At 65.7% G+C, this 26,007-nt stretch carries 27 protein-coding genes and 2 pseudogenes; 18 read left to right on the top strand and 11 right to left on the bottom strand.

Annotation, left to right across the window (positions count from 1 at the left end; all coding sequences use genetic code 11):
- Positions 1-267: 267 nt before the first annotated feature.
- A pseudogene (locus tag LAQ58_RS08545) lies at positions 268-1,542 on the top strand (RNA-guided endonuclease TnpB family protein).
- 169 nt (positions 1,543-1,711) lie between these two features.
- On the opposite strand, the gene LAQ58_RS08550 reads toward LAQ58_RS08545, so the two are convergent.
- Both LAQ58_RS08550 and LAQ58_RS08555 read right to left on the bottom strand, forming a co-directional pair.
- Positions 1,712-2,851, bottom strand: coding sequence for a pyridoxal phosphate-dependent aminotransferase (locus LAQ58_RS08550; RefSeq protein ID WP_224447030.1), 1,140 nt, complete (start codon positions 2,849-2,851; stop codon positions 1,712-1,714).
- Positions 2,848-3,336 (bottom strand): Lrp/AsnC family transcriptional regulator, encoded by a 489-nt coding sequence (locus LAQ58_RS08555; protein WP_224447031.1) that lies wholly within the window; start codon positions 3,334-3,336, stop codon positions 2,848-2,850. Before LAQ58_RS08555 ends, LAQ58_RS08550 begins: the two co-directional genes overlap by 4 nt.
- A 264-nt stretch (positions 3,337-3,600) precedes the next feature.
- On the opposite strand from LAQ58_RS08555, the gene LAQ58_RS08560 reads away from it, so the two are divergent.
- The 3 genes from LAQ58_RS08560 (at position 3,601) to LAQ58_RS08570 (ending at position 8,423) form a co-directional block, all read left to right on the top strand.
- Positions 3,601-5,940, top strand: a complete 2,340-nt coding sequence (locus LAQ58_RS08560) for a cation:proton antiporter domain-containing protein (RefSeq protein ID WP_224447032.1) — start codon at positions 3,601-3,603, stop codon at positions 5,938-5,940.
- 166 nt (positions 5,941-6,106) lie between these two features.
- Positions 6,107-7,453, top strand: a complete 1,347-nt coding sequence (locus LAQ58_RS08565; RefSeq protein ID WP_224447033.1) for an MmgE/PrpD family protein — start codon at positions 6,107-6,109, stop codon at positions 7,451-7,453.
- Between the two features lie 142 nt (positions 7,454-7,595).
- Positions 7,596-8,423, top strand: a complete 828-nt coding sequence (locus LAQ58_RS08570) for a phosphosulfolactate synthase (protein ID WP_224447034.1) — start codon at positions 7,596-7,598, stop codon at positions 8,421-8,423.
- 33 nt (positions 8,424-8,456) lie between these two features.
- Here the strand turns inward: LAQ58_RS08570 and LAQ58_RS08575 are convergent, their stop codons facing one another.
- The gene (locus LAQ58_RS08575; protein ID WP_224447035.1) at positions 8,457-8,651 is read right to left on the bottom strand and encodes a DUF7501 family protein; all 195 of its coding nucleotides are present in this window, start codon (positions 8,649-8,651) and stop codon (positions 8,457-8,459) included.
- Between the two features lie 84 nt (positions 8,652-8,735).
- On the opposite strand from LAQ58_RS08575, the gene LAQ58_RS08580 reads away from it, so the two are divergent.
- A complete protein-coding gene (locus LAQ58_RS08580) occupies positions 8,736-9,161 on the top strand; it encodes an EamA family transporter (protein ID WP_224447036.1) in 426 nt (141 codons plus the stop codon).
- 154 nt (positions 9,162-9,315) lie between these two features.
- Here LAQ58_RS08580 and LAQ58_RS08585 read toward each other — a convergent pair whose 3' ends face one another.
- Together LAQ58_RS08585 and LAQ58_RS08590 are read right to left on the bottom strand one after the other, a co-directional pair.
- The gene (locus LAQ58_RS08585; protein ID WP_224447037.1) at positions 9,316-9,747 is read right to left on the bottom strand and encodes an RNA-binding protein; all 432 of its coding nucleotides are present in this window, start codon (positions 9,745-9,747) and stop codon (positions 9,316-9,318) included.
- 33 nt (positions 9,748-9,780) lie between these two features.
- The gene (locus LAQ58_RS08590; protein ID WP_224447038.1) at positions 9,781-9,975 is read right to left on the bottom strand and encodes a DUF1918 domain-containing protein; all 195 of its coding nucleotides are present in this window, start codon (positions 9,973-9,975) and stop codon (positions 9,781-9,783) included.
- Between the two features lie 162 nt (positions 9,976-10,137).
- Between LAQ58_RS08590 and LAQ58_RS08595 the strand changes: the two are divergent.
- Together LAQ58_RS08595 and LAQ58_RS08600 are read left to right on the top strand one after the other, a co-directional pair.
- A pseudogene (locus LAQ58_RS08595) lies at positions 10,138-10,685 on the top strand (NUDIX hydrolase).
- Positions 10,686-10,721: 36 nt separating this feature from the next.
- The gene (locus tag LAQ58_RS08600; protein WP_224447039.1) at positions 10,722-10,931 is read left to right on the top strand and encodes a hypothetical protein; all 210 of its coding nucleotides are present in this window, start codon (positions 10,722-10,724) and stop codon (positions 10,929-10,931) included.
- Between the two features lie 132 nt (positions 10,932-11,063).
- Here the strand turns inward: LAQ58_RS08600 and LAQ58_RS08605 are convergent, their stop codons facing one another.
- Positions 11,064-11,471, bottom strand: a complete 408-nt coding sequence (locus tag LAQ58_RS08605; RefSeq protein WP_224447040.1) for a hypothetical protein — start codon at positions 11,469-11,471, stop codon at positions 11,064-11,066.
- A complete protein-coding gene (locus tag LAQ58_RS08610; protein ID WP_224447041.1) occupies positions 11,468-12,997 on the bottom strand; it encodes a hypothetical protein in 1,530 nt (509 codons plus the stop codon). The genes LAQ58_RS08605 and LAQ58_RS08610 overlap by 4 nt, the downstream gene beginning before the upstream one ends.
- Before the next feature lie 136 nt (positions 12,998-13,133).
- On the opposite strand from LAQ58_RS08610, the gene LAQ58_RS08615 reads away from it, so the two are divergent.
- Positions 13,134-14,000: a cytochrome c oxidase subunit 3 gene (locus tag LAQ58_RS08615; RefSeq protein ID WP_224447042.1), complete on the top strand. Its 867-nt coding sequence runs from the start codon at positions 13,134-13,136 to the stop codon at positions 13,998-14,000.
- An 87-nt stretch (positions 14,001-14,087) separates the two neighbouring features.
- On the opposite strand, the gene LAQ58_RS08620 is transcribed toward LAQ58_RS08615, so the two are convergent.
- On the bottom strand, positions 14,088-14,459 hold the full coding sequence (locus LAQ58_RS08620) for a hypothetical protein (RefSeq protein ID WP_224447043.1): 372 nt from the start codon (positions 14,457-14,459) through the stop codon (positions 14,088-14,090).
- A gap of 78 nt (positions 14,460-14,537) precedes the next feature.
- Between LAQ58_RS08620 and LAQ58_RS08625 the strand changes: the two genes are divergently transcribed.
- Positions 14,538-16,166, top strand: coding sequence for a potassium channel family protein (locus LAQ58_RS08625; RefSeq protein ID WP_224447044.1), 1,629 nt, complete (start codon positions 14,538-14,540; stop codon positions 16,164-16,166).
- Here LAQ58_RS08625 and LAQ58_RS08630 read toward each other — a convergent pair.
- Entirely contained in the window at positions 16,163-16,726 is a 564-nt protein-coding gene (locus tag LAQ58_RS08630; protein WP_224447045.1) for a DUF998 domain-containing protein, read from the bottom strand. The two genes, LAQ58_RS08625 and LAQ58_RS08630, sit on opposite strands and share 4 nt — an antisense overlap.
- 112 nt (positions 16,727-16,838) lie before the next feature.
- On the opposite strand from LAQ58_RS08630, the gene LAQ58_RS08635 reads away from it, so the two are divergent.
- From LAQ58_RS08635 to LAQ58_RS08650, 4 genes are all read left to right on the top strand, one after another.
- The gene (locus LAQ58_RS08635) at positions 16,839-17,291 is read left to right on the top strand and encodes a DUF488 family protein, N3 subclade (protein WP_224447046.1); all 453 of its coding nucleotides are present in this window, start codon (positions 16,839-16,841) and stop codon (positions 17,289-17,291) included.
- Positions 17,292-17,294: 3 nt separating this feature from the next.
- A complete protein-coding gene (locus tag LAQ58_RS08640; protein WP_224447047.1) occupies positions 17,295-17,438 on the top strand; it encodes a hypothetical protein in 144 nt (47 codons plus the stop codon).
- A complete protein-coding gene (locus tag LAQ58_RS08645) occupies positions 17,435-17,779 on the top strand; it encodes a hypothetical protein (protein ID WP_224447048.1) in 345 nt (114 codons plus the stop codon). The genes LAQ58_RS08640 and LAQ58_RS08645 overlap by 4 nt, the downstream gene beginning before the upstream one ends.
- 73 nt (positions 17,780-17,852) lie before the next feature.
- Positions 17,853-18,671: a CDP-alcohol phosphatidyltransferase family protein gene (locus tag LAQ58_RS08650; RefSeq protein ID WP_224447049.1), complete on the top strand. Its 819-nt coding sequence runs from the start codon at positions 17,853-17,855 to the stop codon at positions 18,669-18,671.
- A 46-nt stretch (positions 18,672-18,717) separates the two neighbouring features.
- Here LAQ58_RS08650 and LAQ58_RS08655 read toward each other — a convergent pair whose 3' ends face one another.
- Positions 18,718-19,638, bottom strand: coding sequence for a class I SAM-dependent methyltransferase (locus LAQ58_RS08655; protein WP_224447050.1), 921 nt, complete (start codon positions 19,636-19,638; stop codon positions 18,718-18,720).
- 159 nt (positions 19,639-19,797) lie between these two features.
- Between LAQ58_RS08655 and LAQ58_RS08660 the strand changes: the two genes are divergently transcribed.
- Entirely contained in the window at positions 19,798-22,068 is a 2,271-nt protein-coding gene (locus tag LAQ58_RS08660; RefSeq protein WP_224447051.1) for a DUF7527 domain-containing protein, read from the top strand.
- Between the two features lie 8 nt (positions 22,069-22,076).
- Here the strand turns inward: LAQ58_RS08660 and LAQ58_RS08665 are convergent, their stop codons facing one another.
- Positions 22,077-22,382: a hypothetical protein gene (locus LAQ58_RS08665; RefSeq protein WP_117591543.1), complete on the bottom strand. Its 306-nt coding sequence runs from the start codon at positions 22,380-22,382 to the stop codon at positions 22,077-22,079.
- Between the two features lie 238 nt (positions 22,383-22,620).
- On the opposite strand from LAQ58_RS08665, the gene LAQ58_RS08670 reads away from it, so the two are divergent.
- From LAQ58_RS08670 to LAQ58_RS08685, 4 genes are all read left to right on the top strand, one after another.
- Positions 22,621-23,955: an adenylosuccinate synthase gene (locus LAQ58_RS08670; protein WP_224447052.1), complete on the top strand. Its 1,335-nt coding sequence runs from the start codon at positions 22,621-22,623 to the stop codon at positions 23,953-23,955.
- 198 nt (positions 23,956-24,153) lie between these two features.
- On the top strand, positions 24,154-24,966 hold the full coding sequence (locus tag LAQ58_RS08675; protein ID WP_224447053.1) for a phosphatase PAP2 family protein: 813 nt from the start codon (positions 24,154-24,156) through the stop codon (positions 24,964-24,966).
- A 91-nt stretch (positions 24,967-25,057) separates the two neighbouring features.
- On the top strand, positions 25,058-25,243 hold the full coding sequence (locus LAQ58_RS08680; RefSeq protein ID WP_224447054.1) for a methytransferase partner Trm112: 186 nt from the start codon (positions 25,058-25,060) through the stop codon (positions 25,241-25,243).
- Positions 25,244-25,413: 170 nt separating this feature from the next.
- Positions 25,414-25,992 carry a DUF7524 family protein gene (locus LAQ58_RS08685; RefSeq protein ID WP_224447055.1) on the top strand — a complete coding sequence of 193 codons (579 nt, stop codon included), beginning with the start codon at positions 25,414-25,416 and terminating at the stop codon, positions 25,990-25,992.
- The last annotated feature ends 15 nt before the right edge of the window (positions 25,993-26,007 follow it).

A 26,007-nucleotide genomic window follows, 5' to 3' on the forward strand; every position in this document is an offset into this window, starting at 1 on the left:
TCCTGCAAGGAGGGAATCCCGCCCTTTAGGGCGGAAGGGAATCTGACAACTGCTGAACTAACCACGTTCTGATGCTCGGCCCGAATGCCGACCGTGATTATTAACTTACGTAATTTCTTACGTTTTTGTGGATGAGAGCCGATTTCGATATGGAGCGAGGCGGGCCACTTCACGAAGCCGTGAAGCAATACGCCCGCGATCACGGGATACGCCACTCCCGCGCGTACCCTGAACTCCTTCGCAAAGCACTCGAATCCGAAGGCTACAATGCCAACGGCCCAGACAGCGAATAAAACACTGGAAGCCACACTCGCACCACCCACGCGGTACAAAGAGCAACGCCTCCAGCAAACACTGTCTGAATACCGAGACGCACTCGAAGACGCCTTCGAGCAACACTGTACGACGATGAGCGCCACCAACGACGTGGTGACACCGTACAACCTGCCGTATCAAGCGAAAGACGCCCTCAAATCCTACGTCCCGAAACTCCACAAGACGTACAACGCCAAAGAGTTGGACGACGAACATCTGCTTAGGTTTGTTAATCGAGCCGGGAAGTTCGACTGTGACTCCTCGCGTGAATACGAAATCTGTTGGAATGTTCCGCAACCCGGTCGCGGAACCAACTTCTGGATACCACTCCGACTGAATCCAGATCAGCAAGAAATGTGGGACGAGATGCTCGATGAGGAATCGAGTACCAAAGTGGGCGAACTTCGCTTGCAGAAACACCGAAAGACGTGGACGCTCCACGTCACCGTCGAATACGAAATCGAGGCCACCTCTGAACTTCCTGAGAACCCGACTCGGGTTGGATTCGATATTGGTGAGTCGATGTTGGTCACGAGCTGTGCCCTCCAGCACGACACTCCCACGAAACCACTGTTAATCAACGGGAAAGGAGCCAAGCGAATCCGCAAAGAGATGTTCACGCCGCTCAAGCGACTCCAAGAGCGAGACGCTTCAGAGTGGCGTATCGAGGAACGCTTCTCGTACTACCAGAACCGACTCACAGACATTATCGAGAAGGCGTCTCGTGAGTCCGTCGAATACGCCAAGCGATTCGAGAACCCCGTCATCGTGATGGAGGATTTGGCTTATATCCGCGAGTCGCTGGACTACGGGAAGTATATGAATCGACGCCTGCACTCGTGGGCGTTCGCTCGCTTGCAGGGACGTATCGAGGATAAGGCGAAGGATGAGGGGATTCCGGTTCGGTACGTCCACCCGCAGTACACCTCGCAGACGTGCCACTCGTGCAAGCACATCGGGTATCGCCCTCGACAAGCCGAGTTCAAGTGCAAGAACCCAGAGTGCCACGTATCGACGTTATAAGCAGATATTAACGCGAGTGCGAACATCGCACGTCGCGTAGACCCGTGGGGAGAGAGCCTGCCGTGGAAACAGACAGGCAATGACTCGCCACAGGACGGGAGCGGTTGTGACACCGCCACGACTCAGTGTGAGCAGAGCGGGACCCCCTCGCAGATGACACTCACAACGTTTCAAGAGTCGGAACCCACTGCCAGTGACGACTAACTGGCATTCCCACCGTGTGGGAAGCCCCGTCGTTTACGACGGGGAGGATGTCACCAGACGATTCGCCTCCGACCACTCGCTTCTGACTAGTAGGCCTGTAACTCTCTGCCCTCCGAATCGTGGACGTCCGAACGATAGTTCGTATCGCAAAGGGTAGTTTATGAGGCCGTCATCGACCGTCGACGAACCGCTCGATGCGGTTCATCGCCGTCCGGAGTTCGTCGAGACCGGTTGCGTAGGAGATGCGGAGGTGACCCTCGCCGCCGACGCCGAAGACGCTGCCAGGGACGACGGCGACGTCTTCCTGTCGGAGGAGTTCCTCGGCGAACCGTTCGTCGTCGCCGCCGCAGTGCGGGAAGGCGTAGAACGCGCCGCGAGCCTCGAAGCAGTCCAGCCCCATCTCGTCGAACCGTGAGAGGACGAACCGGCGGCGACGGTCGTACTGGTCACGCATCTCGACGACTTCATCGCCGCACGACTGCAGCGCTTCGAGCGCGGCGTATTGAGCCGTCGTCGGCGCCGAGAGCATCGAATACTGGTGGATACGGTTCATCGCCCGGATCGCCTCCGGCGGTCCCAGCGCGTAGCCGAGTCGAAGTCCCGTCATTGCGTAGGCTTTCGAGAAGCCGTTGAAGACGACCGTTCGCTCGCGCATCCCCGGCAGCGTCGCGATGGAGGTGTGTTCGCCCTCGTACGTGAGCGCGGCGTAGATCTCGTCGGAGAGCACCGTGAGGTCGTGTTCGACGGCGAACTCCGCGACGGCTTCGAGTTCCGAGCGACTCATCGTCGCGCCGGTCGGGTTGTTCGGGTAGCAAAGCATCAGCGCCTCCGCGTCTCCGGCTCCCGCGTTCGCCAAGTCCTCGTAGGTCAGCGCGAAGTCGTTCTCCGGACGCGTCGGCACCGCTAGCGGTTGGCCGCCGGCGAAGACGACGCCCGGCACGTACGAGATGTACGACGGTTGGTGGACGGCGACTCGGTCACCGGGGTCGACGAACGCCCGCATCGCGACGTCGAGCGCCTCGCTCGCGCCGGTCGTCACGAGAATCTCCTCGTCCGGGTCGTAGTCGAGGTCGTAGCGCTGGACGTGGTCGGCGATCTCGGTCCGCAACTCGCGCATCCCGCGGTTCGCCGTGTAGGAGGTGCGACCGCGTTCGAGCGAGTCGATGGCGGCCGTTCTGGCGGCCCACGGCGCGCTGAAGTCGGGTTCGCCGACGCCCAGCGAGATGACCTCCTCTTTCTCCTCGGCGAGCTCGAAGAACCGCCGAATACCCGACGGCGGCACGCGTTCGACTCGATCTGCGATTCTCATGGGGAGATCGAGAGGCGGTCGTCGTCGTCTTTTTCGCCGAAGGAGACGCCGCGTTCCTTGTACGTCTCCATGACGAAGTGCGTCACCGTCTGCGTGACCTCCGGAATCGGCGCGATCTGTTCGGCGACGAAGCGCGACACGTCGTGCATCGAGTCGCCTTCGATGCTCACCGCGAAGTCGTAGTCGCCGGAGATGAGTCGCAGCGACGCGACTTGGGGGAACTTCGCGATGCGCCGGGAGATGTCGTCGTACCCCGTCTCCCGGTCGAGCTCGACGTTGAGCTCGATCTCCGCTTGCACGTGCTCTTCGTCCAGTCGGCTCCAGTCCACGATGGCCTGATAGCCGCGGACAACGCCGTCGGCCTCCAACGAGTCGATGCACTCCTCGACCGTCGCCTCGTCGAGACCCGTCTGTTGGGCGAGGTCGGTGGTGTCTTCGCGAGCGTTCGACAAGAGGAGTTCCAGAATCTCCCGTCTATCATCCATACGCCTCCGTTATCGCCATCGATGTAAGGGTTTACGCACCGCGCAATGAATCACATGACGCGATATTGATTCGCCGCGACTCCCGACTGTCAGCGTTCTCACCGCGACTCGTCCCGCGACGAGACGAACCCAAACAGGAGACGGTCTCTCGTCGGTGACTAGTACAACGTTCAAGTCGGTTCGAGTACACGTTACCAGACACGGAGTACGGTGTCGTGAATCGCCGCTGTCAGCCGGTCCGCGAGCCGTCCAATGGGAGTTCTGATGGTAGTAATCGAACCACTCGGTCACCACGAGCTGTTTCTCGTCATTACCCAGCTAGTGGTCTTGTTAGTCACCGCGCGGGCACTGGGCGAGGCGTTCAGTCGAATCGGACAGCCGACGGTCGTCGGCGAACTCCTCGCCGGGGTGCTTCTCGGACCGTCCGTCCTCGGTCTGGCGCTGCCTGGCGTCTACGATTCGCTGTTCGCGGTCTCGGAGAGTCAGTTCCATCTCCTCGAAATCGTCGCGTGGCTCGGGCTCATCATGCTGCTCGTCGTCACTGGTCTGGAGACGGACGTCGACCTCATCATCAGCAAGGGGCGAACGGCGGTCGTCCTCTCACTCGGGGGCATCCTCGTCCCTTTCGCGACCGGTTTCGCGTTGGGGTGGTACCTCCCGCTGGAGTTCATCGCCGCGCCCGAGCAGCGACTCGTGTTCAGTCTCTTTATCGCCACGGCGATGAGCATCTCCGCCATCCCGGTCATCGCCAAGGTGCTCATCGAACTCGACGTCATCCGTCGCGACGTCGGACAGCTCATCCTCGCGGCGGGAATGGTCGACGACACCCTGGGGTGGATTCTGCTCGCGACCGTCGCCGGACTCGCGCGCAGCGGCGTCGTCGACGTGAGCTCGGCGGCGACGACCGTTCTGTCGGTAGTCGTCTTCCTCGGCGTCGCGTTCACTGTCGGTCAGCGCTTCGTGCGCGAACTCGTACGCTGGGTCGACAACGTCGTCGGTGGAGAGATGGCGCTATTGACCACGCTGATGGCGCTGGCGCTCGCCGCGGGAGCCGTCACCCAGTTTCTGGGTCTGGAGGCGATTCTCGGCGCGTTCGTCGTTGGCATCCTCGTCGGCCAGGTCAAGCGCTTCGACTACAACCTCCGACACACGTTCGAGATAGTGACGCTCGGCATCTTCGCGCCCATCTTCTTCGCCATTGCCGGACTGCGGATGAACGTGGCGGCGCTGTTCGACCCGACAGTGTTCGCCGTCGGCCTCGTCGTCCTCGCGGTGGCGTGCTTCGGCAAGTTCGCGGGAATCATCGGGGCTTCGTGGGTCGCCGGGCTCTCGCGATGGGAGGGAATCACCATCGGCGGCGGGATGAACGCCCGCGGAGCGATGGAGATAATCGTCGCAACAATCGGCCTCGGACTGGGTATCCTGACGACGGAGATGTACAGCATTATCGTCATGATCGCTATCGTCACCTCGCTCATGGCGCCCACGGTCATGCGGTGGTCGATTCCGAAAATCGAAATAAGCGACGAGGAGCGTGCGCGACTCGAACAGGAGTCGCAGCGGCGGCGGAGCTTCGTCGACGGAATCGCGACCATCCTGCTGCCGACCCGGTGCAGCCCCGACTCGCAGTTCGCCGCCCAGATCGTCGGTTCGTTGAGCCGCGACCAGGACATTGAGGTCACGAGCATGTATCTCGAGCATGCTGAGAAACGAGAGTCGAAAGCAAGGGTGGGAGCGACCCTCAAGTCGCTGGTCGGACTGCAGACCGACGACCGGCGACGGACGAACGGCGGCGAAACTCGCTCCGACGACCACGACACCATGGCTGGCCGCACGTCTCCGAACGACTCGTCGACGGAACTGGGAGACGGGGAGACGTTCGGGGAGGAACGCACCGGCTGTCAACGGCTGATGAAAGCCCGCCTGAACCTCCCCAGTTCGCAGACGCGGACCATCGCTCGACCGACGCGTGGGAGTACGACCGCGACGGTCCTCGAAGAGGCCGGCGAGGGGTATAGCCTCCTCGTAATCGGCGCCTCCGAACGCGGCACCCGGGTCGACGCCCCGCTGTTCGACGAGACGATAGACGAGATAATCCGCGACGCTCCCTGCCCGGTGATGGTCACGAGCGCGAAGCGAAGCGACGACGAGGGAGACCGCCCGCAAGAGGAGGTTACGATTCGACGGATTCTCCTACCGACGGTCGGCACCGAGTACAACCGCCACGCCGCGGAGGTGGCGTTCGCCATCGCGCGCGACCGAAACGCCGTCGTCGAGGTCGTCCACGTCGTCAGTCCACCGCCCGTCGACGAGCAGTTCGTCGACCGACCTGAAATGGAGTCGACGCTACGACTCGGCGAGGAGATCGTCGACGGCGAGGCGGACCTCGGCCGTCGGATAGGTGCGACGGTTCGCACGAACGTCTTCGTCGGCGAGGACGACCTCGAAGAGGAACTCGTCGCGCGAGCGACCGAGGGCGGTCATGACCTCGTCGTCCTCGGGAGCAATCTCAGGCCGCTGACCGGACGGGCGTACTTCGGTCACAGAGTCGACTACGTCATCCGAAACGCACCCTGTCCGGTCGTCGTTCTCAGTTCGGCCTGAACGCTGAACGTTCGGGGCGGTCGGTTCGACGCGCATCAGTTTTCGATACCGTTCGCTCGTCGGAGACGTCTCGGACAGTGGTTCAGGTCGTTCGACCTGTCGCGGGGGCAGGAAGTCAACGGGACACGGAAAACCGCTTTTCTCACAGCCCGTGGTAGCCCAAAACATGACAACTACCGGTGGAATTTCCGACTTCGCGCTCGAACTCGACTACGACGACCTCTCCGCGGAGACGAGAGACGCGCTCGAACGACGCGTGCTCGACTCCGTCGGGATTGCCGTGGGCGCGATGGGTTCGGAGACCACCGAGAAGATTCGGACGACGGTCGAATCGATGAACGACGACGGCGCGTGTCGCCTCTGGGGGAGCGACCGGCGCGCGTCGCCGCCGGACGCGGCGATGCTGAACACGGCGCTGGTTCGGTATCTCGACTACATGGATTCGTACCTCGCCCCTGGCGAGACGCCGCACCCGAGCGACAACATCGCCGCCGTCGTCGCATGCGGCGAACTCGCCGACGCCTCCGGAGAGGAACTGCTCACTGCCGTCGCCGTCGCCTACGAGGTACAGGGCGCACTGGCGTACGCCGCGCCGGTGCGGAACAAAGGCTGGGACCACGTCACGCACACGGTTATCTCGGCGGCGGCGGGCGCGGCAAAGATACTGGACCTGGACCGCGAACAGTTCCAAAACGCCGTCGGTATCGCCGCCACCGCGCACAACGCGCTCCGCGTGACGCGCACCGGCGGCATCAACGAGTGGAAGGGGGTCGCCTCCGCCAACGCCGCCCGAAACGCGGTGTACTCCGTCCTGCTCGCGCGCGACGGACTCGAGGGACCGACGGACGTCTTCGAGGGGCAGAAGGGGTGGATGCAGGTCGTCTCCGGCGAGTTCGACGCCGAGTTCACGAGCGGCGGCCGCGTCCACGACGTGATGGCCAAGAAGTACGTCGCCGAGACGTACGCGCAGTCGGCTGTCGAGGCGGTCATCGAACTGGTCGAGTCCGAGGAGATCGACGCCGACGACATCGACCTCATCCGCCTCGACACGTTCGCCGGGGCGAAACTCATCATCGGCGGCGGCGAGGGGAGTCGGTACAAGGTGCGGACGAAGGCGCAGGCCGACCACTCCTTACCGTACATGCTCGCCGTCGCCGCCATCGACCGCGACGTTTCGACCGCCCAGTACGAGGAGGCGCGCATCCAGCGCGAGGACGTCCAGAGCCTCCTCGAACACGTCATCGTCGAGGAGGACTCCGAACTGACCGATCGGTTCGAGGAGGGAGAGATGCCCGCAGTCGTCGAGATAGAGGCTGACGACGAGAGGTACCGAATCGAGAAGGACGCGTTCCCCGGTCACCCGAACGACCCGATGTCGTGGGAGCAGCTCGAAGGGAAGTTCGAGACGATGACTCGGGACCGGTACGACGACGAGCATCGCGAACGAATCGTGGAAACGGTGCGGAGTCTCGACGATTCGGACGTCGCCGAACTGGTGTCGCTTCTCGACTGAGCGCCCGACGGAACCGCTCGCCCGCAGCAGGACCGAGTCGAAACCAACCGACGAGGCGGAGACTCCCGCCTGAACGGTAGTATCAGTCACACTGACGCGACTGAACGGCTAAGTCGCCGTCTCTGGTTCGTGTCCACGGACCATGAGTGACAGAGCTTTCGACTTCCTGAACCGAAACGAGCGCCCCGAGAAACCGCGCGAGCGAGGCATCACCGAGATTCGCGGTCCGTACTACGACCCGATGGGGAAACGCGAACTGCGCGACATCCTCGAAACCGTCGGACGGTACGTCGACATTTACAAGTTCTCCGGCGGGTCATTCGCGCTGATGGACGAGGAACCGCTCCGAGAGATCATCGACACCTGCCACGAGTTCGACGTGCAGGTGTCGACCGGCGGCTTTATCGAGCGCGTGCTCGTCCGCGATCAGGGCCACGTCGGTGACTACCTCGCCGCCGCCGAGGAGTACGGCTTCGACATCGTCGAGATTTCGTCGGGCTTTCTCGCCATCGACGCCGACGATCTGGTCGCACTGACCGAACGCGTTCAAGAGTACGACATGAAGGCGAAACCCGAGGTGAACGTCCAGTTCGGCGCGGGCGGCGCGTCAAGCATCGAGGCGCTGGAGGAGGAGGGCGCTATCGACCCGCAACAGGCCGTCGACGAGGCGAACCGCCACCTCGACGCGGGGGCGTACAAGGTGATGGTCGAATCCGAGGGCATCACCGAGCGCGTCCGCGACTGGCGCACCGACGTCGCGTTCGCCATCGCCGAGGGCGTCGGCGTTGAGAACTGCGTCTTCGAGGCAGCCGATCCGCCCGTCTTCGAGTGGTACATCAAGAACTTCGGGCCGAACGTCAACCTGTTCGTCGACAACTCCCAGATCGTCGAGTTGGAGTGTATGCGCTCGGGGCTGTGGGGGAAGAAGGGCACGTGGGGGCGTATCGCGTCGTACGGCGGAGCGGAGTGAGTCGTCCGGCTGGTGTTTCACCGAGCGCGCCGATCAGGCGACCCAGCCGTCGCCGACGAGTTCGCCGACGATTTCCTTCCAGTCGTCGAACTCGACCGAACAGTGCGGGCTCTGCGAGAGGTGGGTCGGGAGGGCGTCGACGCCGTCGTCGAGCGCCGAGAGACAGAACGGACAGCGAGAGGTGTCCTCCCACGCGTGAGTGAGATACGTGATGTGAGGAGTGTACACGGTAGCGACGTGACGGCGGGAAGTAATTATAGCCCGACGGTTCGCATCGAAACGTTATATCCGAGTCGAAAACCCACCTCGTACATGAACTACCTCCCGTGGGCGCTGCTGGCGCTCGTCACCTACACGCTGGTCGCGCCGCTGATGAACTTCGCGACGACCGGCGACTCCGCGGTACCGAGCAACGTTGCGACGCTGCTGTCGAACACGATTCTCGTCCTCGTCACGCTCGGACTCGTCGCGTTCACGAACGAGAACCCTGTCAGCTACATCGCACACCCGAAATCGCCGTACATCTACGCCGCCGGTCTCTGTCTCTCCATCGGCATCCTCTCGTACTACCGGGCACTCTCGCTGGGTCAGGTGAGCGTCGTCACGCCGGTTTTCGGGATGTTTCTCGTGACGAGTTCGGTGCTCGGTATCGTTTTCTTGAACGAGTCGTTCACCGCGCGGAAGGCCGCCGGAATCGCCCTCGCCGTCGTCGCCGTCTACCTCGTCTCCGTCGAGTGACCGACCGGCGAGCGGAAGGCTAGCGAGTCGGCGAGGCGGGCTCTCTATGTCCCGCGTATTTCTCTGTATATATATCAACAGATATCCGCATAGCTGTCCGTATTTCCACCTGCGTAGATAGAGAGAGCGAGACGCCGAGAACGGCCGTTCGAGACTACGCTCGGACCGCTTCGAGCGCGTTGCGGGCGTTCTCGACCGCCGCTTCGCGTTTCGCGGGATAGGCTTCGACTTTCGCGCGGAGCGTGATTCCCTCGCCGAGGCGCACGTCGCCTTTGAACGCCGCCTGCTTGTCGAGGCGGACGAAGAACGAACAGTTGTCGTCGACGCGCTCGTCGAGTTCAGAGAGGAGGCGGTCGAGTTCGTCCAGTTCGCTCAATCGTGAGAGGACGTGTCGCAGGTCGTCGGCGTTCTCGACGCGCGCCGACAGGATGACAATACGGTCGCCGTGGTAGCCTGTGTTCTCGACGCGCTCCAACTCGCACTCCTCGGGGAGAAACGTCCGCAACGCCTCCTCGACCCGCTTTTCGTCTTCGGTCGCGTAGCAGAAACTCCGCACGTCGATGTAGTGAAACGGAACGCTAGCCATGGACGGGGTAGGCGAGCGGGAGTGAAAAAAGCCCTACTCCTCGTCGTCGGCGTCCGCGGCCTCTAGCGCGTCGGCCGGAACGCCCGTCTCCTGACCGTCCTCGAAGCTCACCGTGTACGTCGCTTCGCCGAACATCGTCTCCATCACCTGCGTGACGGTGCCGACCTCCTCGTCGAACTCGCTGTGTTTGTCGTGGAACACGACGCGGTCGTCTTTCTCAAAACTCATAGTCTCAGTTTCCGTTCGACCGCGTAAAAGGACGATGGTTCGACGCGCGTCGGGTGACCGCGGCGGAGTCCCCGTCGAAGCCTTATTTTTCTCCGAGTCCAACTATCTCGCAGTGATTCGCTCGCATCGCGCGGAGACCGCCCCGCTCAGACGAACCGCCCGATGACGACGCTCGACGACCTCTGGTTTCTGGCCGACGAAGCGCGCCGGCGCGCCGAACGGGCGTACACGCCCTCGACGACCGCTACGACTCGTTTCTCGAACGACCGCAGACAAAGCGCGTCTTCCGAGCGCGGTTCCGAACGCTTGCCACCCGTATCTGCGCGACGGGTGCGCCGTTCGGCGCGCACAGCATCGTCTACCGACCGGAGGGGCGGGTGCTTCTCGTCCGCCACGACGGCGTCGGCAGGTGGGTGCTCCCCAGCGGCGGCGTCGACGACGGAGAGACGTTTCTGGAGGCGGCCGAGCGCGGACTCGCCGAGGAAGCGGGCGTCGACGCCTCCTACGAGGGACTCGCGATGCTGAACCGCGTCGACGTCGTCTGCGACGGCCACCGGACGTGGGGTGTCCTACCGGTGTTCGCCGCCGAAGCAGAGACGACGGAGACGAACGTCGCCGACCCCGACGACGAGATTTCAGCGGCCGACTGGTTCCACTTCGAGTCGCTGTCCGATGACACCCGCGACGCCGACGACCTGCTCGCGTGGTAGCGGCAGGCGTTTTAGCGTCCGACGCCTCGGAGAAGCGTGTCTCTCGTCAGCGTCAGTTGTCCCGCTTGCGGCGCGTCGGTGTACGTCTCGCTCTCCGATGGCCGGCGGTTCGTGACCGCCGAACCCGACGAGACCGGCGGAGGTAGCAGCGACGACGGTGGATCGGATCTCGAAGAGGAGACGGCAATCTGTTCGGCGTGCGACACCGCGTTTCAGGTGATACACGGCAGTCGCTCAACGGATTGATAGCGAACGGGCGGTCCTCGACCTCGGCGTCCGCCCGTCGTCGGTGGACCGTGCACCCGCCTTGGCCGACGACGGCCGTTCTCGGTGCGCGGCTGTGGGTCGTCCGCTCTCGTTCGTGAACGTTAGGAAAGGTCAGGTGACGACCGCGTAGACGAACAGGAATCCGAAGTAGAGCACGACGAGCGCGCCGAGTGAGAGGAGACGGAACCGCTTGAGGTCTGCCTCCTCGCGCTCGTAGGCGTTGCGATACGCCTCGCGCTCCATCTCCGAGAGGTCGGCGGCGTGGTTCAAGCCTCGGTGGAGCGCGAGATGTCGCTCCTCGACGAACGGGTCGCCGCAGTGTCGGCAGCGGAAGGCGGCGTCGGAGTCGGCGACGCGCCGTCGACGACTCGCCGAGTCGTCGGGGAGGTCGGCGGACCGCCGGCTGTCTCGGGTATCGTCCGCGCTCTCGTCGCTCGTCGGGGTTTCGGTGGTCGCCGGAGCCTCGGTGGTCGGCGCGTCCGTGCGATCGGTCCGTCTGGTGGGTTCGGAGTCGGTCATATGTACGGGGGAGTCGCCGGGGGTTCACTGACTATCCAGAGGCTGATCATCGTGTACAGCACCATCACGACGGTGACGCCGTACTGGCTGTGTATCGCCTGCAGGCGGTCGGGAAAGAGCTCGTACGCCGCCGCGTGGGCGACCCAGACGGCGACGAGGTGGCCCAAGAGGACAAAGAACAGTTCGAGACCGCCGAACCACGAGGGGAGCGACGCCAGCGTGAGCGGGTTCTGCGGCGGCGAGATGGGCGAGAGCGTCGCGAGGTCGCCGAGTGTCGAGACCCCCACGTCGACAAGCGTGGGCGACAGCGACAGCAACACGCCGAAATTGTGCGCGAGGTGGTAGCCCGCCGCGATAGCCAGAAGCGACGGCGCGAACCGCTCGGCGAGGTACTCGACAGTGTAGTACGTCTCGGCGTAGCGCCGTGCAAGTCGCGCCGACCACCAGTAAACCCGGAGGAACGCCAGATAGCCGAGGAAGTAGACGAGCAGGTAGCCGAGAAGCGGCGGAATCCCGACGGAGACGAGTTCGATGACGAGCCACGCCCACAGATTCGTTCCGACGAAGCCGTCGTAGGTGGTGACGTAGAGGACGGCGACGACGAACGCCACCTGGTCGCGGCCGACGACGAGGCCTGCCTCGGAGAGCCCCGCGCCCGGAAGTCGGAACCGCAGGCCGTCATCGCCGCGTTCGAGCGGCGCGACGTGGCCGTAAAACTCGAACGTCCGCGAGACGGGGTCGACCGTCTCGAACCAGCGGTCGGGACCGAAGACGACGCTTCCGGCGAGCGTCGCGACGGCGTAAGCGACGATGACGGTCGCGAGCGCCCGCGGTTCGTCGCCGATCGGCGCGACGACTTCGAGAAAGATAAGCGCCAAGAGGCCGACGACGGCAGGCCACGCCCCGAGGCGTTCGGGGTACTCGCGGTCGAGCGAGAGGAGCAGTTCGGCGAGCGCGCGGAACGGGTTGAGCGTCGGCCACGTGTTGCCGACGAGGTAAACGGAGGCGACGTAGCCGCCCCACCAGCCGACCCAGACGACCAGAATCGCGAGGTTTCTGAGCTGGGTGTCTGGTCCAACGAAGCCGACGTATATCGTGAGCAGGAGCAGCGCGACCGAGAGGGTGCGAGCGACGAGACGAACCAGTCGCCCCGGCGACGCGAGCGTGCCGCCCCAGTCGTGAATCGAGCGAATGAACTGCCGGTCGGTGACGAAACTTGCGAGCAGAAACGACGCGCCGACGGCCCCGCCGCCGGTGAGCAGGAAGAGCCACGTCGGAATCTCCAGCGTCCCCGGCGCGGCGCTGCGAACCGCCCCGGCGTGGGCGGCGGCGACGCCCGTGGCGGCGAGGAACGTCGAGAGGGCGAGCGCAGCGGCGACGAGTGAGGCGGCGAGGCGGGAGACGCCTCGCCGGTCGTCGTCCGTTGGAGGAGCGTCACCGTCGCCGAGAGCGCCGGCGTCGCGCTCGCCGGGTGACGCCGAGTCCGAGCGACCGCGACGGCCGGGCGACCGGGGACGTAGAGCCATCGTCGAAGGTAGGGCGACTCGCCACGAGTAAGTTCCGACTTCGCGTCACCTGTCGAGAGTCGAACCAACCGAAGCCAGCCCTCCCGTGCGGCGCAAGTAGGGAGGTTTTTTAGTGAACCAACGGCAACTCACGGACATGAGTACGCAAGAATCACACGAGGACCACGGGCACCACGGGCACCACCTCCCGGCTGTCGAGGACTGGCCGCGAGGGTTCGGCGAGGCGTCGTGGTGGCCGTTCGTCACTGCACTCGGCGGCGCGGGGTTGTACGTCGGCGCGGCGCTGTACATCGTCGCGTTGGGCAACCCCGACCTCCTGCCGACGATAGCCGGTCCCGCCGTCTTCGTCGGGAGCGTCGGCCTGTTCCTCGTCGGCATCTACGGCTGGGTGTACCACGCGTTCGTGAGCCACTTCTGGTCGCGCGACACGAGCGCGAACGGCTCGATGGCGCTCAAGTGGGGGATGGTCGCGTTCCTCGGCTCCGAACTCGCGACATTCGGCGCGGTGTTCACGTACTACTTCTTCATCCGCGCAGGAACGTGGCCGCCGCAGGAGCTCCCGCACCTGCTCGGGTCGCTCGTGCTGGCGAACACAGCGCTGCTCATCGCGTCGAGTTTCACGCTCCACTGGGCGCACGTCGCCATCCGCCGCGAGAATCGCCGTCAGTTCATCCTCGGTCTCGTCGTAACGCTCGTCCTCGGCGCGGTGTTCATCGCCGGGCAGGTGCTCGAGTACTACGAGTTCATCGTCAACGAGGGGTTCACCTTCACGAGCGGCATCTTCGCGAGCGCGTTCTTCGGCCTCACCGGTCTCCACGGACTGCACGTCAGCCTCGGCGCGGTGCTTCTGGGCATCGTCCTCGTCCGCGCGCTCGCCGGGCAGTACTCCGCCGACCGCCACGTCTCGGTCAGCACCGCCTCGATGTACTGGCACTTCGTCGACATCGTCTGGATCTTCCTCGTCGTCGTGCTGTACGCCGGTGCGGAAGTCGGCGGGGCGTAATCGGCAAGTCGGCCCTCCTTTTGCGGTCTCTCGGTAATCACCCGCCCAGCCGCGGCGTTTCGCTCCGTCCCGCCCTTCGGCGTCGTCTCACCGGAACCATGTCTCCGGCGGCGGAATCGCCTCCGAGAGTACTAGCGCTAACAGGACGAAGTACGTCGCGAGTCCGGCGACCAGCGCGGTGACGACCCACTCACCGACGTCGAGGACGACTCCCGCGGCGGCAGCGACGAAGACGGCGAGTATCGAGGCCACCCGCACGACGGGTCGTCGCCAGAGGCGGGCGCTGCGCTCGGGAAACGCCGCCATCACCAGTTCCAGCGAGAGCGCGCCGACACATCCGACGACGGCGGCTGACGGCGACCGGAGCGCCGAGAGCGACACGCCGGCGGCGGCGACGCCGACCGAGAGCGACAGCAGCACGAACGTCGCGAGAATCGCGTCGCGGTAGCGGGAGTTCACGGTGGACGTACGGTCGCCGAGGGCTTTGCCGTTCCGCGCGCCTCTGTTTTAAGGGTCTGACGCGCAAACGGCGGGTGAATGCCTGATTCGAGACGCCGAGCGGTGATTTTCACCGCGGCCGCGCTGGCCGTGATGTTCACGTACGCGTTCATCTACCAGTACGCGATGGCGACGTACGAAGGTGTACAGGTGGGATACGTCCAGTCGCTAGCCATCGTCGTCGAGACGTTCACCACGACGGGATACGGTGAGCACGCCACTTTGTGGTCGTCACCGCCGGTGTTGCTCCTCGTGATGGCGATGCAGGCGACGGGCGTCGGCCTCCTCTTTACGACGCTGCCGCTGTTCGTCGTCCCGTTGGTCGAAGAAGCGCTGGCGACGGCCCCACCGACCAACGTCGATCTGTCTGGCCACGTCGTCATTTGCGAGTTCACGCCGCGCGGCGAGACGCTCGTCGACGAACTCCGATCGCGGGGCGTGCCGTACGTCGTCGTCGTCCGCGACCGCGAGACCTCTCAACAGCTGTACGAGGACGGGTACACGGTCGTCCACGGCGACCCCGAGGAACTCGACACGCTGGAGGCGGCCTCCGTCGGCGACGCGCTGGCGCTCGTCGCCGACGCCGACGACGAGATGAACGCGAGCATCGTCCTCTCGGCGAAGGAACTCCGAGACGACGTTCGGGTGGTGAGCGTCGTCGAGAACGACGAGGTAGCCGACTACCACCGCTACGCGGGCGCGGACGCAGTTCTCTCGCCGCGGCACGTCCTCGGCGAGAGCCTCGCCGGAAAAGTGACGACGGCCGTCACGACGGAGATGGCCGACGCCATCGTCGTCGACGAGGATTTCGAGGTGGCGGAACTCATCGTCCAGCGCGACTCCGAACTCGTCGGCCAGACCGTCGCCGAGAGCGAAATCGGCGTCCGAACCGGCGTCAACGTCATCGGTGCGTGGTTCCGCGGCGAGTTCGTCAGTCCGCCGTCGCCCAACGCCGTCATCGACGAACACACCGTGTTACTCGTCGCCGGTGTGGAGCACCAGCTCTCGGCTCTGAAAGAACTCACGCTGTCTGAGTCGCGGCGACATCGGCGCGGGTCGGTGCTCGTCGTTGGCCGCGGCGCAGTCGGCGCGACGGTGTCGTCTGCGCTGGCGAAAGCTGACGTGCCGTACCTCGTCGTCGACAAGGAGGAGAAACCCGGCGTCGACGTGGTCGGCGACGTCACCGACCGCGAGACGCTCGAAGCGGCGAACATCGAGGAGGCCCGAAGCGTCGTACTCGCACTGAACAGCGACACGACCACCATCTTCGCGACGCTCGCGGTGAAACAGGTCGCCCCGGACGTGGAGATCATCGCCCGCGCGAACGAGACGGGGAGCGTGAGCAAGCTCTACCGTGCTGGGGCAGAGTACGTCCTCTCGCTCTCGACGGTGAGCGGGCGGATGCTCGCCTCGAACCTCCTCGACGAGGAGGTCATCGCGCCGGACACCCAGATAGACGTGATTCGAACGCGAGCGCCTCAGTTGGCCGGACAGACGCTCGCGGAGGCGGACGTTCGGGCGCGGACGAACTGCACCGTCGTCGCCGTCGAACGAAACGGCGAGTTGCTGACGGACCTCGGCGCGAAGTTCCGCGTCCGCGACGGCGACGAACTCGTCGTCGCGGGTCTCGACGAGGATATCAACCGGTTCAACGAGTTACTGGGTTAGCGGCTAGCCGTCGCGACCGGACTCAGCGCCAGCACCCAGACGGCGAGAATCACCGCGCCGACGAATTCCGGGAGTGCGAGACCGGAACCCGGAAACCAGCCGTCGGCCCACGCCGCCCACGAGAGCAGGTGGACGACGGCGAAAACGAGCGAAAGTCGGCCGGTCGCCGTTCTCCGGCGAACGGCGCCGTCGACGGCGAGCGTCGCCGTCAACAGCAGGTAGAACGAGACCGCGACGGCGCCGTGCGGCGACGTGTCCATCGGAAAGACGCCGACGAGACCCATCGCGACGCCGGTGAGCGCGAAGAAGACCGCGACGAGGTGGGCGGCGCGTGTCGTCGCCGCCGTCCACAGCGGCACCGCGTACGGGAGCGCCAGCAGTGCGCCGAGAATCAGGCCGCCGTTGAACAGAAGCGCCGTCGCCGGGTCGACGCCGAGTTCCGAGAGCGCGTCGCGGGACCACGAGAACCACGGCGCGACGACGGTCGCGGCCAGAATCGACCCGAGGGTGACGACGGGCGCGACGCGGCCGAGTCGGCGAGCGAGTTCGACGCGTTGCATCGGCGGACGTTGTGGCAACGGCGGCATAGTGATTGCGGAGTTGACTGGTTCGGCGTTAGGCGTCGCCACGTTCGCCGAAACAGTTCTCAATCGCGAGCGACGAGGTAGTGGTATGTACACGGACGACACGGTGCCGTCGTCGACCGGCAGTTTGCACGACACCTACGTCGCCGCGCTCCAGCACGGATTGGTCGAACTCCCGGAGAGTGTGCGTCTGGTCGGCGTCGTCCGCCGCCCGACGCGGTGGTTCCACGGGAGCGTCAACGAGAACCGCCCGTCGCTCGGTCCGCCGGAGTCGCTCCTCGACGAGTTCGGACGGGAGCGCGACGACCTGAAGATGGCCGGACTCTGCGACGAGGGCGCGCACAACGCCGCGTGGGAGAACGTCGGGTTCGAGTCGCGCTATCGGGAGTATCTCGAAAGCAAGGAGCCGCAGGCGGCGCTGGAGACGCTTTCGGAGCGACTCCGCGCGGGCGAGGACGTGGCGCTGGTCTGCTTCGAGAACACCGAGAAGAAGCGGTGCCACCGGACGGTGCTCCGGGACGCGCTCTCCGAGCGCGTATGAGCGGTGAACGACCCCGAATCGCTGCACCTCCACGGCCAATTTGATATGCGCCCCGACAGAACGTACGAAGCAATGACGTTCGACACGCCCGGGGGCGACCCCGACCCTGACTCCGTCTTCGCTTTCGTCGCGGAGGGTTCGACGTGAGCGCGCGCACCGACTCGGCGCTGACGCCGATACGAACCGGTCGCTACGCCGAACTCGCGCTGATTCTCGCCACCGTCGTCGGCGTTGCGGCGACGACGGTCCACTGGACGGGTCTCCTCGTCGGCGGCGCCCTCGTCGGGTTGCTCGCCGCGTCGCTCTCGCGCGCGGTCGTCAACGGTCTCACCTTCGGACTTGTCGTCCTGTTCGCCTTCGCAGCGTGGCTCCTGTACGAGGGAGCGCTTCCGGTCGCACTGCAGACGGGTGACATCTGGGCGCTGACCGCCGTCGCGGCGTTCGGTCTCCCGCTCGCGGCAGCCATCGCGGTTCGAGCGCTCGTCTGAGGTCGACTCGCACCGCCTCGCGGGGTCGCTCACGGGGCCATAGAACTATATTTCAAGCACCCTATGAGTGGATGTGTCCGGTAGCAATCGCCTCCGCAGCGAGAGCGCGCTCGCCAGTCTCCGCCGCCGTCTCGGGACTTTCGCTGGCGTCGCCGTGCTCGCGACGTTGCTCATCGGCGGTGCGCTCTCCGCGTCTCGCCTCTCGACGACGACGGTCGGAGCGTGGCTTCTCGTCGCCGCCGCGGTCCTCGCGCTCGAACTCGGATGGGCCGTTCACCGACTCGACCGAAACCGGCGGACGGGCGAAACGCTGTTGGCCCGCTTCGGCACCGGCAACCTCGTCACGCTCGGTCGCGGCGTCCTCTTGGCGTGGGTCGCCGCGTTCGCCGTCGTCGACTGGACCGACATCGCCGCGCTCCTGTGGATTCCCGGCGTGCTCTACGGAACCGCCGCCGCGCTCGACGCCGTCGACGGCGCGCTGGCGCGCCGAACCGACCGGGTGACCGAACTGGGAGCGTCGCTGGACCTCGAGTACGACGCGCTCGGCGTGCTCGTCGCCTGCTCGGTCGGCGTCGCCGCCGGTCTCCTCCCGGTCTGGTACCTCTCGGTCGGTCTCGCGCGCTACATGTTTGGTCTCGCGCGCTCCCTGCGCCGCCGCCGCGGCGCACCCGTCTACGACCTGCCGCAGCGCGTCAGTCGCCGCCTGCTCGCGGGGCTGCAGATGGCGTTTCTGGCCGTCGCGCTGTCGCCGGTTCCCGGTCAGCGGGCCAGAACCGTCGGTGCAGTGGCGTTCGGGGGGACGCTGCTGCTCGGGTTCGTCCGAGACTGGTTGTACGTTTCAGGACGCATCGGCGACGCCGCGCCGAAACCGGCCGAACACGCCATCGACTGACGGCGTTCCGACCGAGACGCCAACGTTTCGGCCGAGAACCCGGCGTTCAGCACCGACCGTACACGTCGAGGTGGTGCGCGACGAGCGAGAGTTCGCCGCGCTCGACGGCCGCGTGTCGCTCGTCGACCCACGCGTCGAAGCGGTCGATCTCACCCGTCCCTCCGACGGCGTCATCGAAGAAGGAGAGCAGGTGGTGGAGGAAGTACGCCTCGTCGCCCGCGTACGGGGTCGTGACCACCCAGTCGGAGCCGCCGGCTGAGAGTATCTCCCCGCCGAACTCCGGGACTGTCGCAAGCAGTTCCCTGCCCGTCCGACTCCCGCCGGGGCGCTCGGGTGCGTCCATCGTCTCGTGGTAGGCGTCGACGACTCGAGCCTCCAGTTCGGGGTCGGGTGTCGGCGCGAAGCCCGTCTCGCCGTCGAACGTGACGGGGAAGTACCAGCGCCCGCCGTCGGCGAGCGCCGAGAAGACGAGCGGCAGCGCGCGGTTCAACTCGACGATGTCCAGAAACGCGGCGGCGACGACGAGGTCCCACGTCGCTTCGGCGTCGGCGAGGAGGTCGAAGGCGTCGGCGGCGACCAAGGAGACGGCGATTCGCTCCGTCCCCGTCGAGAGCAGGAGGTCGGCGTCCGCGTCGCCCTCGTCGCCCCCGCTGCCCTCGTCGACGGCGTACCCCGCGTCTCTCGCCCAGTCGACGCACCTCTCGTAGCCGCGTCCGAGGGTCGATTCGTCGCGGTCGACGAGCGTGTAGGAGACGCGGTCGGGCAGTCGGTTCCAGTCGAGCAGGCGGCGGAGCATCGAGCCGAGACCGCCCCCGACGTCGAGGACGCGAACGTCGCCGCGGCGGTCGGCGATTTCGGCGAGGTCGGCGGTCAGTTCGTCGAGCGTCGGACGGTGGAGCGCCCGGTCGTCGACGCGCTCTTTCGCCGCGAGATAGCGCTGAAACGAGTACGACTCGGGACGTGACACGACCGTACGTCGGCGGCGGACGGCAAAGAGCTACTGACGATGGAGACGGCTCGACCGAGACGGGGCGGCAGCCGATGACTGACGGGTGGCTGACGGGCGACTGACAGCTGTCTTCGCGTCCGGAAACTATTTGCTTCGGGTGTGGTGAAGTAGCATCAAATGAACAGCGACGTAATCGAGACAGTTACCGGGTGGGAGGAGCGACCGTTCGGCGACGGCTACGCCGGTCTCTCCGAACTCGCGGATGCGGGGTTCACCGGGGCGGTCAGCGCCGACATGGCGTGGGCGTTCATGGTCAACGGCCGCGTCGTCGGCGTTTTCGAAGGAGCGATAGAGTCCTTCGAGAACGCCGACGGCACCGCCTACGCCGCGCCGGATCCCTCGCTGCCGCTCCTCTTTACGATGCAGGAGCGAGGCGGCGAGACCCGCGCGAACTACTACACGAACGAGACGTCGATTTCGGAGGCCGACGCCACGCTGAAAGCGGGCAACTTCACGGGTTACATCGAACTCTCCGAGCACGTGCTGTCGGGCGACTACTACGTCGTCTACCACGGCGGCAAGTCGATGAGCGTCGCGTTCGTAGGCAACAGTCGGACGCTGTTGACGGGCGAGGAGGCGTTCAAGCGCGCCGACGACGAGGTCGGCATCTTCGAGGTGAAAGCCGTCGATGTCGACGTAGTCGAGATTCCGGAACCGGAACCGGAACCCGAGCTTGAAACGGACGACGAGGACGCGGAGCAGGAGGACGTGACGTTCAGCGCCGTCGGAGCCGACTTGGACGCGCCGGAAGCCGAGTCGGTTGAGGCGACCGACGCGACTGACGCGACCGAGGCGGAGACGGAACCGGCGGTCGACGAGACGCCGGGAGGTTCGGAGGCGACGGACTCGCTCTCGGAATCGACTGCCGAGACGGGACCGAACGACATACCAGCGAACGAGACGGCGCCCGACGAGACCAATACCGCTGCACGCGTTGAGGCGGAGCGCCCGAGCGACGCTCCGACGGATACTGCGCCCGGAGGCGCACCTGCCGAGCGTCCCGACGCCGCGGAAACCGGCGACAGCGCGGCGGCCGATCGCGCGGCGACCGACGACGCCGCCGAAGTTGGCGGGAGCGACCCGAGCGACGAACCGACGACCGACCCGCTCGAAACGACGGGCGCACCGGCTTCGACGTCCGCGAACGCCAAGCCCTCGAAGGCGGCGAGCGGAGCGGAAGACCCGGACGTGTTCTCCGAAGAGGCCGAGTGGCGCAACGCGAAGTCGATACCGGCGCTCGACCCCGAGGAGACGGAGGTGGCCGTCCCGTCGAGCGACGACGCCAAGCGGCGGCGGCGACAGATGCAGCGCCGTAGGCAGGTGGCGCGGGCCGAACAGTCACAAGACGACGGCGCTCAGTCGCGACGCCGACAGGTGGCTCGGGAACAGCAGACCGCCGCCCAGCAGCAGTCGACCCCCGAGAACGCAGACCTCGAACAGCGACTCGAACGCGCCGTCGCCGCGAAGAAGACCGCCGAGACCGAGCGCCAGCAGGCGGTCGAGCGACTCTCTGAGGTCGAAACCGAGCGCGACGAGCAGCGCGAACGCGCCGACCGCCTTGCGGAGACGGTCGAGCGGTTGGAGGCCGAAGTCGAGTCGCTCGAAGAACGACTCGCCGCCGCCGAAACCGGAAGCGACGGCGCAGCGTCGGCGCCGGAGCGGACGATGGGGCGCAAGGAGGCGCTCGACGGGACGAACCTGTTCGTCCGTTACGGCACCAAGAGCGGCGGCACGCTGGAGAAGGCTCACGCGGGCGAGGTCGACCGCCCCGAGGTCATCGAAAACCTCCGGCTCGAACACCACACCCGATTCGAGACCGACGACCTCCACGTCGAGGGGGAGTCCTACGAGGAGTTCCTCGAAGGCACTGTCGAGTACGGCTTCGTGAAGTGGGTCGTCGACAACCTGCTGTACGAGATTCGCGACACGGGCAACGTGAGCGCGATGCAGGACCTGTTCGATGCGATTCCGAAGGTCGACCGCGCCGAACTCGGCGGCGACGTCTCTGTGCAGTTCATCGAGAACGGCGAGGAACACCGCGAGCAGCGGACATTCGACGTGGTGCTCCGCGACCGGATGGGCAACCCGCTTCTGGTCGCCGACCTCAACGACTCGCGGGCGGCGGCGTCGGAGGCGATGATGTCGTCGCTCGTCCAAAACGCCGGGCAGGTCGCGGAGTCGAGCGAATCGCTGGGGGCGGCGTTCCTCGTGACGACGAGTTACTTCGAGCCGGAAGCGTTGGAGACGGCCGCCGACGCGACTGGCGGCGGGTTACTCAGCCGCGGCAAGCGAAAGAGCCTGGTGCGACTCTCCAGAAAGCGGGGGTTCCACCTCTGTCTCGTCGAAACCCGTAATGGCGACTTCCACCTGAACGTTCCCGAACTCTGAGCGAGAAACTATCCTTCGACTTCGACCGCGTCTTCGATCTTCATCGTGTCGAGCTTGTCGACGATCTCGTCGAGCTTACCGTCGAGTTCGTCGACGAACTCGGCCGTTCGTTCGGTCGTGATCGCTCCCTGACTGGACGGCTCGATGAGGTTCTCCTCTTCGAGGACGCGCAGCGAGTAGCGCACTTTGTGGTGGGGGTAGCCGGTCTCGTTGGACATCTTTACGATGCCGATCGGTTCGTTCTCGATGACCATCTTCAGCACCTGGAGGTGTCGTTCGAGCATGTCCACCTCTTTCTCGAGTCTATCTATCATGCCATTTGTTAACTTGTCTTTTGTCCCTTTAAAAGTTGCTGTCGAAGCCGACGAATAACAGTTGGGATTGTCATTGTACAACACGTGTATTGTTAACCGTTTGGATTCGCCACGGGGAGCGGGGAGATACACGTTCGTGTTCAACACTCTGTAAGCGAGTGAACAGCTGTGCGCACCCGTGTTCATTTTCCAAGGGCGGACCGTAACCGGTTTAGCGAGTCGTGCAGAATCGGCGACTATGACTGTCACAATCGTCGGCTCGCAGTTGGGCGACGAAGGCAAGGGCGCACTCGTCGACCTCTGGGGCGGCGACGCCGACGTGGTCGTCCGGTATCAGGGCGGCGACAACGCCGGGCACACCGTCGTCGAGGCGGGCACCGAGTACAAACTCTCGCTGGTCCCCAGCGGCGCGGTGCGGGGTAAAATCGGCGTACTCGGAAACGGCTGCGTCGTCAACCCCGAGACGCTGTTCGACGAACTCGACACGCTGCGCGAGCGTGGTCTCGACCCCGACGTGCGCGTCGCCAAGCGGGCACACGTCATCCTCCCGTACCACCGCCGACTCGACGGCATCGAGGAGGAGGCGAAAGCCGAGTCGGGCGTGAAAGTCGGCACCACCGGCCGCGGCATCGGCCCGACGTACGAGGACAAGGCGGGTCGCCGCGGTATCCGCGTTGGCGACCTGCTCGACCCGGAGATACTCCGCAACCGACTGGAGTACGTCGTCCCACAGAAGCGTGCGCTCGTCGAGGACGTCTACGGCTTGGAGGCCGGCGAGGAACTCGACGTCGACGCCCTCCACGAGCAGTACAGCGAGTACGGCCGTCGCCTCGCCGAGGAGGGGATGCTCGTTGACGCCGGCGACTTCCTCTACCACCGGCGCGCCGAAGGGGACAACGTGATGTTCGAGGGCGCGCAGGGCACGCTCATCGACATCGACCACGGCAACTACCCGTACGTCACCTCCTCGAACCCGACTGCGGGCGGCGCCGCCACCGGGTCGGGCGTCGGACCGACCGTCGTCGGCCGCGGCGAAGTCGTCGGCATCGTCAAAGCGTACCTCTCACGTGTTGGCGAGGGGCCGCTCCCGACCGAACTCGACGGCGACGAGCGCGAGGAGGAACTCGCGGACTTCATCCGCGAGAAGGGCGGCGAGTTCGGCACCGTCACGGGTCGCCCGCGCCGCATCGGATGGCTCGACGTGCCGATGCTCCGACACGCGTCGCGCACGAGCGGCTTCACCGGCATCGCCGTCAACCACGTCGACGTGCTCGCCGGACTGGACGAACTGAAGGTCGGCCACGCGTACGAACTCGACGGCGAGGAGATTCGGACGATTCCGTCGACCACCGAGGAGTGGGCCCGCTGCGAACCCGTGCTGAAGGAGTTCGAACCGTGGCCCGAGGTCGACTGGACCGAAGTGTCCGAGGAGGGCAACGAGGCCATCCCCGAGGCCGCCCGCGACTACCTCGACTACCTGAGCGAGCAGGTCGACGCGCCCGTCTACGCCGTCGGCGTCGGCCCGGACCGCGAGCAGTCGGTCGAACTCGCGAACCCGTTCGAGTCACGGTAACCGTTCGAGTCGCAGTACCCGTTCGATACCGCTAACTCGAACCGTCACTTTTTCGCGCGAATCGCCCGACACCTCTCCGAACCGACACGCTCTTGCTATCTCCCCGAGTCCGACCGCTATGCTCGTCTCACCGACCGCGAGCGACTGGTCGGCGTCGCTCGGGAGACCCGGAACACCCGGACTGCTCGGGGGGTGCGAATGAACGCATTTCGTCTCGTCCCGTTCTCGGAGACGATTCGAGACGCGGTTCCGCCGAGCGTCGCCGAGTGGTTCGTTCCCGCGACGGAACTCGGTGGCGTCGCCTTCGCGCTCGCGTTTCTCTGTCTGCTCTACTGGCTCACCGACCGCAACCGGGCGGCGACGCTGACGGCGCTCGTCCTCGGCGGGGCCGCCCTCGTCGTCGGACTGAAGGGGGTGTTCGCGCTCCCGCGCCCGCCGGTCGAGACGGCGCTCGTCGTCGCGACCGGCTACGGATTTCCGAGCGGGCACGCGGTCATCGCGACGGTGCTGTACGGTGGTCTCGCCGCACTCGTCGACGCGGGTCGTCGCGGCGTTCGCTACGCGTGCGCCGCGATTCTGATCGTCGTCGTCTCGCTCTCGCGGGTCGTCATCGGTGTCCACTACGTCGGCGACGTGTTCGCGGGCGCGGCGCTGGCGGCGGCGTTTCTGTGGGTCGCGCTGCGACTCGTCCGCGGACGGCCGCAGCGGGCGTTCGCGCTCGCGGCCGGTCTCGGCGCGTTCGCCTATGCGGCCGCCGGACCGTCAGTCAACACCGTCACCGTCTTCGGCGCGAGCGTCGGCGGCGCACTGGCGTGGTACGTGCTCGACCCGGCGGCGCACCCGGCGACCCGACTGGAGGCGGCGACGCTCGCGCTCGTCGGCATTCCGGCGGTCGTCGGCATCCGCGTCGCCACCGAGGCCGCCGGGACGCTGTTCCCGCTGGTGTTCGCGCTCAGCGTGCTGCTCGTTGGGTTCGTCGTCGCCCTCCCCGTGGTCGTAGCGGAGCTATGAACGGACGTCGTCGCCGACGGTCCGTGACCGCGAGAACGGGAGTACCGGAGAATCCGCACGCTTTTTATCCGGCGCGCCAACCTCCCGGACGATGAAGGAATCCCTGATGGACATTCTCTGCGACCCGCTCGACAAGAGCGACCTCGAACTGGAAGTCGACGAGCGCGACGGCGACGAGATACTCGAAGGTCGCCTCGTTGGGACGGGAACGGGCGAGGTGTACCCCATCGAGGACGGCATCCCGAACCTCCTGCCGCCGGACATGCGCGACGAGTGAGTTCCCCGCGACGCCGGTCGTAGACGCCCTGTTCTGGCCGTCCGAAGCGGCGGGCGCGTCGGAGGCGACGCCTCGTGGGCGGCCGAAATCGGGGAGTCGAGTTAAAAATCGTCCGGAGACGACCTGTAACGTCCTGTATCTTTTTCCCGACGCGTACTGTGGGGGCAGACATGTCACAGACGCTCCCGGTCGAAGTGAACGGCGAGCGACTCCACGCCGTGGACGCACCGGGCGAGTTCACGACGGCGGGGTCGTTCTTCGTCGACCTCGTCAACCGCGGTGAATCCGTCCACGTCCACCTGCGTCTCGGCGACGCGCTCTCGCGCGTCGCCCGACTCGACGCCGGCAACCACTACGTCGAACGGGGAGCGTCGCTCCCCGTTCGCATCGCCGTCGACGAGTCGCTCGACCGGACCGTAACCGGAACGATGGAGATATCGACAGGCTACGGCGCGAAGAAGACGACCGTCGAGGTGACGGTCGAACCGAAGCGAGCGGAACCGGAAGTCGCCGTCGACGAGCGACTCGGTCGACCCCCGTCGGCGGAGACGGCCTCGAAACCGGGACCGCTCGAGGACGTGCGCGACAGCGTCGGCGACGTCGGCGTCGTTCCGCTGGTCGGCGTCGGCGTCGTCGCACTGACGGCCGTCCTCGGCGTCGGCCTGATTCTCGACAGCTCGCTGTTGCTTCTGGCCGCCGGCGTCGTCCTCGGCGTCGCGCTGAGCCTCGCGGCCAGTGAACTGCGCTGAATCGGCGGAAAGCCG

The sequence above is a fragment of the Haloprofundus salilacus genome (assembly GCF_020150815.1).
GTDB lineage: Archaea > Halobacteriota > Halobacteria > Halobacteriales > Haloferacaceae > Haloprofundus > Haloprofundus salilacus.

What these genes read in the sequence shown, in the direction of transcription:
- LAQ58_RS08550 (WP_224447030.1), bottom strand. Translation starts at nt 2,851, where the DNA reads ATGAGAATCGCAGATCGAGTCGAACGCGTGCCGCCGTCGGGTATTCGG.
- LAQ58_RS08555 (WP_224447031.1), bottom strand. Translation starts at nt 3,336, where the DNA reads ATGGATGATAGACGGGAGATTCTGGAACTCCTCTTGTCGAACGCTCGC.
- LAQ58_RS08560 (WP_224447032.1), top strand. Translation starts at nt 3,601, where the DNA reads ATGGTAGTAATCGAACCACTCGGTCACCACGAGCTGTTTCTCGTCATT.
- LAQ58_RS08565 (WP_224447033.1), top strand. Translation starts at nt 6,107, where the DNA reads ATGACAACTACCGGTGGAATTTCCGACTTCGCGCTCGAACTCGACTAC.
- LAQ58_RS08570 (WP_224447034.1), top strand. Translation starts at nt 7,596, where the DNA reads ATGAGTGACAGAGCTTTCGACTTCCTGAACCGAAACGAGCGCCCCGAG.
- LAQ58_RS08580 (WP_224447036.1), top strand. Translation starts at nt 8,736, where the DNA reads ATGAACTACCTCCCGTGGGCGCTGCTGGCGCTCGTCACCTACACGCTG.
- LAQ58_RS08585 (WP_224447037.1), bottom strand. Translation starts at nt 9,747, where the DNA reads ATGGCTAGCGTTCCGTTTCACTACATCGACGTGCGGAGTTTCTGCTAC.
- LAQ58_RS08590 (WP_224447038.1), bottom strand. Translation starts at nt 9,975, where the DNA reads ATGAGTTTTGAGAAAGACGACCGCGTCGTGTTCCACGACAAACACAGC.
- LAQ58_RS08605 (WP_224447040.1), bottom strand. Translation starts at nt 11,471, where the DNA reads ATGACCGACTCCGAACCCACCAGACGGACCGATCGCACGGACGCGCCG.
- LAQ58_RS08610 (WP_224447041.1), bottom strand. Translation starts at nt 12,997, where the DNA reads ATGGCTCTACGTCCCCGGTCGCCCGGCCGTCGCGGTCGCTCGGACTCG.
- LAQ58_RS08615 (WP_224447042.1), top strand. Translation starts at nt 13,134, where the DNA reads ATGAGTACGCAAGAATCACACGAGGACCACGGGCACCACGGGCACCAC.
- LAQ58_RS08625 (WP_224447044.1), top strand. Translation starts at nt 14,538, where the DNA reads ATGCCTGATTCGAGACGCCGAGCGGTGATTTTCACCGCGGCCGCGCTG.
- LAQ58_RS08630 (WP_224447045.1), bottom strand. Translation starts at nt 16,726, where the DNA reads ATGCAACGCGTCGAACTCGCTCGCCGACTCGGCCGCGTCGCGCCCGTC.
- LAQ58_RS08635 (WP_224447046.1), top strand. Translation starts at nt 16,839, where the DNA reads ATGTACACGGACGACACGGTGCCGTCGTCGACCGGCAGTTTGCACGAC.
- LAQ58_RS08660 (WP_224447051.1), top strand. Translation starts at nt 19,798, where the DNA reads ATGAACAGCGACGTAATCGAGACAGTTACCGGGTGGGAGGAGCGACCG.
- LAQ58_RS08665 (WP_117591543.1), bottom strand. Translation starts at nt 22,382, where the DNA reads ATGATAGATAGACTCGAGAAAGAGGTGGACATGCTCGAACGACACCTC.
- LAQ58_RS08670 (WP_224447052.1), top strand. Translation starts at nt 22,621, where the DNA reads ATGACTGTCACAATCGTCGGCTCGCAGTTGGGCGACGAAGGCAAGGGC.
- LAQ58_RS08675 (WP_224447053.1), top strand. Translation starts at nt 24,154, where the DNA reads ATGAACGCATTTCGTCTCGTCCCGTTCTCGGAGACGATTCGAGACGCG.
- LAQ58_RS08680 (WP_224447054.1), top strand. Translation starts at nt 25,058, where the DNA reads ATGAAGGAATCCCTGATGGACATTCTCTGCGACCCGCTCGACAAGAGC.
- LAQ58_RS08685 (WP_224447055.1), top strand. Translation starts at nt 25,414, where the DNA reads ATGTCACAGACGCTCCCGGTCGAAGTGAACGGCGAGCGACTCCACGCC.